The sequence below is a fragment of the Streptomyces sp. genome (genome assembly GCF_036566765.1).
Lineage (GTDB): Bacteria > Actinomycetota > Actinomycetes > Streptomycetales > Streptomycetaceae > Streptomyces.
Genome location: NZ_DATCVQ010000744.1, coordinates 1 through 5,926 on the forward strand (window position 1 = coordinate 1; position 5,926 = coordinate 5,926).

The 5,926-nt window shown below is 75.2% G+C and carries 6 protein-coding genes and 2 pseudogenes; 5 read left to right on the forward strand and 3 right to left on the reverse strand.

Annotated elements, in window-relative coordinates:
- Positions 1-336: pseudogene (locus tag VIU94_RS43015) on the forward strand (ATPase); the annotation flags it as partial.
- Between the two features lie 96 nt (positions 337-432).
- The gene (locus VIU94_RS43020) at positions 433-1,353 is read left to right on the forward strand and encodes a sirohydrochlorin chelatase (RefSeq protein ID WP_331920885.1); all 921 of its coding nucleotides are present in this window, start codon (positions 433-435) and stop codon (positions 1,351-1,353) included.
- A gap of 154 nt (positions 1,354-1,507) precedes the next feature.
- Here the strand turns inward: VIU94_RS43020 and VIU94_RS43025 are convergent, their stop codons facing one another.
- The 3 genes from VIU94_RS43025 to VIU94_RS43035 form a co-directional block, all read right to left on the reverse strand.
- Positions 1,508-2,560, reverse strand: a complete 1,053-nt coding sequence (locus tag VIU94_RS43025) for a lactonase family protein (protein ID WP_331920887.1) — start codon at positions 2,558-2,560, stop codon at positions 1,508-1,510.
- Positions 2,561-2,660: 100 nt separating this feature from the next.
- Complete coding sequence (locus VIU94_RS43030; protein ID WP_331920895.1) at positions 2,661-4,166, reverse strand: FUSC family protein; 1,506 nt, start codon at positions 4,164-4,166, stop codon at positions 2,661-2,663.
- Positions 4,167-4,443: 277 nt separating this feature from the next.
- On the reverse strand, positions 4,444-4,635 hold the full coding sequence (locus VIU94_RS43035; RefSeq protein WP_331920889.1) for a helix-turn-helix domain-containing protein: 192 nt from the start codon (positions 4,633-4,635) through the stop codon (positions 4,444-4,446).
- Between the two features lies 1 nt (position 4,636).
- On the opposite strand from VIU94_RS43035, the gene VIU94_RS43040 reads away from it, so the two are divergent.
- From VIU94_RS43040 to VIU94_RS43050, 3 genes and pseudogenes are all read left to right on the forward strand, one after another.
- Positions 4,637-4,906, forward strand: a complete 270-nt coding sequence (locus VIU94_RS43040) for a hypothetical protein (RefSeq protein WP_331920891.1) — start codon at positions 4,637-4,639, stop codon at positions 4,904-4,906.
- Between the two features lie 54 nt (positions 4,907-4,960).
- Complete coding sequence (locus tag VIU94_RS43045; protein WP_331920893.1) at positions 4,961-5,290, forward strand: hypothetical protein; 330 nt, start codon at positions 4,961-4,963, stop codon at positions 5,288-5,290.
- 54 nt (positions 5,291-5,344) lie between these two features.
- Positions 5,345-5,926 (forward strand): annotated as a pseudogene (locus tag VIU94_RS43050) (FUSC family protein); the annotation flags it as partial.

The following is a 5,926-nucleotide window of genomic DNA, read 5'->3' on the forward strand; positions in this document are numbered from 1 at the left end:
GCCGCGGACGGCGACCCGGTGGCGGCCGACGTCCTGCGGCAGGCGGCGGCGCACATCGCCGAGGCGGCGGCCGCGGTGTGCCCGCGCGGCGGCGCCGACGAAGGCGATGACGGCTCGACGGTCGGCGAAGTCGCCCTGACCGGCGGACTGTTCAAGCTCGGCGACCCCCTCCTCGCCCCCCTGCGGCGGGAACTCGCCGCACAACTGCCGCACGCCCGGCAGGTGTCGGCGGCCGGGGACCCGTTGTCCGGGGCGGTCGCGCTCGCCGTGGCGCTGGCGACCGGAACGCTCCGGCTGCCGGAGGACCCGCGCCTGCTGTACGTACCCGAGCATTAACTCCCGTAAGGAGCAGGTCGGACAAACGTGGGCATCCAACGCCGAGTCGCACCTCAACGAGGAGCGCGACGGGCAGAACCAGTAGCATGCGGCCGCATGAGCTCCCCCACTGGGCCCGCTTCCGGCCTGCCTGTACGAATGCCGCGACCCCGCCAGACCGGGCGGCACCGTCGACCCGAACCCGTGGCGGCGCCCGAGGGCGCTCCGACGCTGGTCCTGGCGGTCCCCGGCACGCCCTCCCCGGCCATACGCTCCCTGGCCGAAGAGGTCGTCAGCATCGCCCGCTCGGAGCTGCCCGGCCTGGAGGCCGCGATCGGCTTCCTGGACGGTGACGACACCGAGTACCCCACCCTCGGCTCCGTCCTCGTGCAGGTCTCGGCCCTGCGCCACGAGCGCTACGAGATCGCCGTGGCGGCCGGCCGCGAGGTCAGCGCGCCCGAGGGCCCGGCCGCGGTCGTGGTCCCGCTGCTCGCGGGCCCGGACAGCGGGCTGATGCGCCGGATCCGCCAGTCCGTCATGGACAGCGGTTCGGGCGCCGAGCTGACCGACGTGCTCGGCCCGCACCCGCTGCTCGCCGAGGCGCTGCACGTCCGGCTCTCCGAGGCCGGTCTGTCCCGCGCCGACCGCGCCCGGCTGTTCACGGTGGCCACGGCCGCCGACGGCATCATCCTGGCCACGGTCGGCGGCGAGGAGGCGGTCCAGGCCGCCGGCATCACCGGCATGCTGCTGGCCGCGCGCCTGGCCGTCCCGGTGATCGCCGCCGCGCTTGACCAGGAGGGCTCGATCGCCGCCGTCGCCGAGCAGCTGCGCGGCGCCGGCTCGGCCCAGCTGGCGCTCGCCCCGTACCTGGTCGGCCCGGAGCTGGCCGAGGGCCTGCTCGACGAGGCGGCGAGGGAGGCGGGCTGCCCGACCTCCGAGCCGCTCGGCGCGTACCCGGCCATCGGCAAGCTGGTCCTGTCGCAGTACGCGGCGATCCTGGGCATCACCCCGCAGCCGCAGGGCACCCCGACGCACTGAGGCCGGCGCACGGAAGCCACGGAAGCCGCAGGGCCCCGACCGGATGTCCGGTGGGGCCCTGCGCCGTGTCGGGCGTGTGCCGAGTGTCGGGCGTGTGCCGAGTGTCGGGTGTATGCCGATCGTCGGGCGTGTGCCGAGTGCTGTGTCCGTCGCGTCAGGCGAAGATCACGCAGGACGCCGCGGGAGCCAGGAACGCGCCCGCCCTGGTCGGGACGCCCGTCCCGGGATCCAGGTCGAACCAGGTCACGTCGCCGGAGCGCTCGTTCGCGGCGTACAGCCGACGCGCGGCGGGGTCCAGGGTGAGGTCACGGGGCCAGTGGCCGCCGCACGGCACGGTGGTGACCAGCTCGGCCGCGTCCCCGGTCGGCGAGAGCGCGAGGACGGCGATGCTGTCGTCGCCGCGCACCGCCGCCCACGCGAAGCGCCCGTCGGCCGCCACGACGATCTCGGAGGGGTAGCTCGGCTCCGCCGCCCCCTCGGGCAGCACCGCGGTCTCCCCCAGCGGTTCGAGGACGCCCTCGGCGGCGTCCCAGCGGCAGACGGTGACGGTCGGGGCCAGCTCGTTCAGCACGTACGCGTGCGTGCCCGCCGGATGGAAGGCCAGGTGCCGGGGCCCGGTACCGGCGCGCAGCGCGGTCTCGCGGTGCGGCTTCAGCAGGCCCGTCGCCGGGTCGAGGGCGCACACGCGGACGGAGTCCGTGCCGAGGTCGACGCTCACGATCCAGCGCCCGGTGGGGTCGGGCAGCACTTGGTGGGCGTGCGGACCGGACTGCCGGTCGGTGACGGGGCCCGCTCCCGCGTGCCGCAGCACGTCGGTGGCGGGGCGCGGCGAGCCGTCCGCGGCGAGCGGCAGGACGCTGACGCTGCCGGAGGTGTAGTCGGCCGTCAGGACGTGACCGGCGGCGACGCACAGGTGGGTGGGACCGGAGCCGCGTACGGGCGCGGGCGCGCCGAGGGGCCGCGGTACGGGTCCGGCGGCGTCGAAGGCGGCCACGGCTCCGTCCTCGGTCTCGGAGACCGCGTACAGGACGGGGCGGCCGTCGGCGGCCGGCGCGAGCGCGAGGAAGGACGGGTCCGCGACCGCGTCGGTCGCCCCGGTCTCCGTCAGCGCCCCGGTCTCCGGGTCGACCGCGGCGGCCACGACGCCCCGTCCTCCGGCCGATGTGAACGATCCGATGAATGCCCGTACTGCGCCCTGCTCGGCCACAGCCTCTCCCCTCCGCGGGACTCCGCGCGCTCGGTCTGCGCGCCGACGGTAGCAGGCGGTCTAGACCAAAGAGTGGGGCAGATCGAGCAGATCGGGTGGATCAGGCCGCCGGGACCAGCGGGTCGCGCGGCGAGGACCCCAGCGGCGTCGCCAGCTCGGCCAGGGCCTTCTCCAGGCCGTGCAGATGCACGAGGGCGGGCTCGCCGCGCTCCTCGTGCGGCGTCTCGCCGTGCGCCTGCGCCGCCACCCGGCAGCACCCCAGCTCGTCGGCGGTGAGCGCCTCCACGGCCTCCTCGACGCGCCAGCAGGCGGCGGCCAGACGTGAGTCGTGCGCGGCGGCGGGGTCGGCGGCGACGGCCACCAGGCCGCGCACCTCGCGGGCGCAGTCGTCGAGCAGCTCGATGACCCGGCGGGCCCGGGCCTTGCGGGCGCGGAAGGGGTTCAGCGGGTGCAGCAGCGGGGCGAGCGCCATGCGCACCCGGCCGAGCAGCAGCTCCAGCTCGGCGGCGTGCGGGGCCGGGTCGCCCTCGCGGTCGCCGGCGAGCCGGGCGATCGCCTCGGCGGTGGCGGCGTGCATGCTGTGCAGGGCGCGCTGGATCCAGGCGTGGTTCGTGGCGTGCGTGGTGATCGGCAGTACGAGGGCCACGGCCAGCGCGGCGAAGACCGCGCCGACGCCCGTCTCGGCGACCCGGAGCACCAGCAGACCGGCGTCGAGGACGCCGAGCAGGCCGTACAGCGAGCTGGCCATGACCGTGACCGCCAGCATCATCCAGGAGTACGAGACGGCCGCGGTGTAGAAGATCCCGAAGATGCAGACCGCCACGAGGACCGCCGTCGGCGCGGGCGCGCCGTGCAGCGGGATGGCGATCAGCACGCCGAAGACGATGCCGACGACGGTGCCGAGGACCCGGCGGAAGCCGCGGACCAGGGTCTCGCCGCGCGAGGTCGTGTTGACGAAGATCCACCAGACGGTGCCGACGGCCCAGTACCAGCGCTCGTCGGAGAGCACCTGTCCGACGACCAGCGCGACGGCGGAGGCCGCCGCGGCCTGGACGGCCTGCCGGGTGGTGGCGCGCGCGAGACCGGTGCCGGGCAGCGCGGGCGGGGCCGCGGCGGGCGGGGTGCGGCGCTCGATGGGCCAGAGGACGAACCGGGTGGCCGCGGCCGCCACGAGGGCCAGGAGCACGGCGGCGTACAGCTCGGGCAACTGGGCCGGCACGGCGTGCAGGAACTGCGTGCTGAAGAAGTCCATGAACGCGAAGATCCCGAGCGCGTGGCCGCGGGGACCCCAGCGCCGGGCGTAGACGCCGCAGAAGACGACCGCGACGAACGCCGCGTCGCGGAGCTGCGGCTGGCCGTGCAGGGCCGTGGCCAGGGCCAGGACGGGGAAACCGGCCACGGGGAGCAGCGCGGTGGTCAGCGCCTGCGCGCGCACGGTCGAGTCGGTGACCGTGAAGAGCGCGAGCAGCGCGGCCAGGCCGCCGACGATCGAGGCGACCAGCGACAGTCCGCACGCCTGGGCGGCCACGACGGCGAGAGCCACGCCGAGGACGGCGCGCAGGGAGATACGCAGTCGGAACAGTCCCGGGTCCGGAGCCACGAACATCTTCTTCACGGCGGTACGCCGCCCCCTTGCAGTGGTGCGCGCCGTTCCCCATGCGGCCCGGGATGGTGGGCCGCGCATGGACACGACGAAGGCACCGCGGTCCGGAGTCGGCGTCGTTGCCGTCCGGCGCTGCGGCGCCAGGAAGTACTTGGATATGGAAAGGGTAACGGCGGCGAGGCAGGTGGCTCAACAGAGGCGGGGACCAGTGGGCCAATGGCTCAGTGTCGGCCGCTCCCGGAGAGCCAGGGGTGGGCCACTGGAACGCGGGGTGCGGCATTCAGCCGTGTTCCACCCCGTCGGACGGCCTTCGCCGGGTGAGCCGGAATTCGAGCATCGCGGCGAAGCGGGCGTCGGGGTCGTCGAGGTCCGGACCCGCGATCCGCGCGGCGCGGCGCAGCCGGTATCGAAAGGTGTCGGGGTGCACGTCCAGCGCCGCGGCGGGGCGCGAGAAGCCCGGCGTACGGGGCACGGTGCGGGCGCTGTACGACCACCACACCGTCCTCGCCGACGCGTCCGGGCTCGACGTGAGCGATGTCGTCGAGTTCGGGCTCTCCCATCCGTGCGCGGCGTTCGACCGCTGGCCGGAGTACTTCGTCACGGGCGGGGACGGCGCGGTGATCGACGTCTGGCGCACCGAGTTCGGCCGCGCGTCGACAGCCGAGCCGCTGGAAGGACATGCGGCAGGAAGCCGCCTGCGGGACTGTGTGAGGGTCCCGGGCGAGACTTATCCTCGACAGTGAGCGGCGCCGGCGCGGACGGACGCCGAACCCCGGGGTCTGAACGGCAGGTGCGCCATGATCATCAGCCATGTCATCGACGAGGACGGCATCCTGCACGTCAAGATCCTCCGGGACCTCGACATCACGAACCGGGCGGCGGCCGCTCTGCAGATCGAGGCGCTGGTCTTCGCACACCGCCCCTCCGCGGTGACGGTCGAGCTCCCCGCCGGCCAGCCCTCCCCCGCCACGCTCAGCGCCCTCGCGCGCGCCCAGCGCATGTGCCAGAGCCTCGCGGTCCCGCTCACCGCGACCGGACCTGACTCCTCCGAGCCGTACCTGGAGGGCGTCGGCACGGGTGGGGCGGGGGCGCGGCGGCTGCACTTCGGGGCGCGTCAGGACCGGTGACGCGCAGGGCGGCGCGCGCGTGCCGCCGGTCCGGGGCCGGGTGATCCTGGTGGCATGACGGGTGTCCTGAAGGCGCCGAGCACCCCGGAGACGCCCCGGGCGTCCAGGGCGTCGGTCCCGGCGGCGTACCGCGCCGCGGCCCGTAAGGCGGCGCGCGTCACGGCCGCCGCGGGTGGCGGCTTCTACCTGTTCCTGTACGGCGTGGACTCCCCCACGGCCGCCACGTACGCGCTGTTCGGCGCGGTCGCGCTCGGCGGGCTCTCGCGCATCCCCGGGACCGGACGGCAGCGGGCCGCCATGATGCTCCGGGTGACGCCGTGGTGCTGGGCGCTGATCACCCTCGGCACGTTCCTGGCGGTGCGGACCTGGAGCGCGGTGGTCGGGATGCTGATCGTCGGCTTCGCGCTGGCGTTCCTCGCGGTGTGCGGACCGCGGCCGGCAGGGGCCGCGCCCGGCCTCCAACTCCTGTACATCATGCCGTGCTTCCCGCCCTACGATCCCGGCTCGCTCGACGAGCGCCTGGGGGGCGCGACGGTGGGGATCGGACTGTTGATCCTGGCCGAGGCGTTCCTGTTCCCGGAGCCGCCGCCACTGTCGTACGGGGCGCGCGTCGCCGCGGCCGCCGGCCTGGCGGCG

What these genes read in the sequence shown, in the direction of transcription:
- VIU94_RS43020 (WP_331920885.1), top strand. Translation starts at nt 433, where the DNA reads ATGAGCTCCCCCACTGGGCCCGCTTCCGGCCTGCCTGTACGAATGCCG.
- VIU94_RS43030 (WP_331920895.1), bottom strand. Translation starts at nt 4,166, where the DNA reads ATGTTCGTGGCTCCGGACCCGGGACTGTTCCGACTGCGTATCTCCCTG.
- VIU94_RS43045 (WP_331920893.1), top strand. Translation starts at nt 4,961, where the DNA reads ATGATCATCAGCCATGTCATCGACGAGGACGGCATCCTGCACGTCAAG.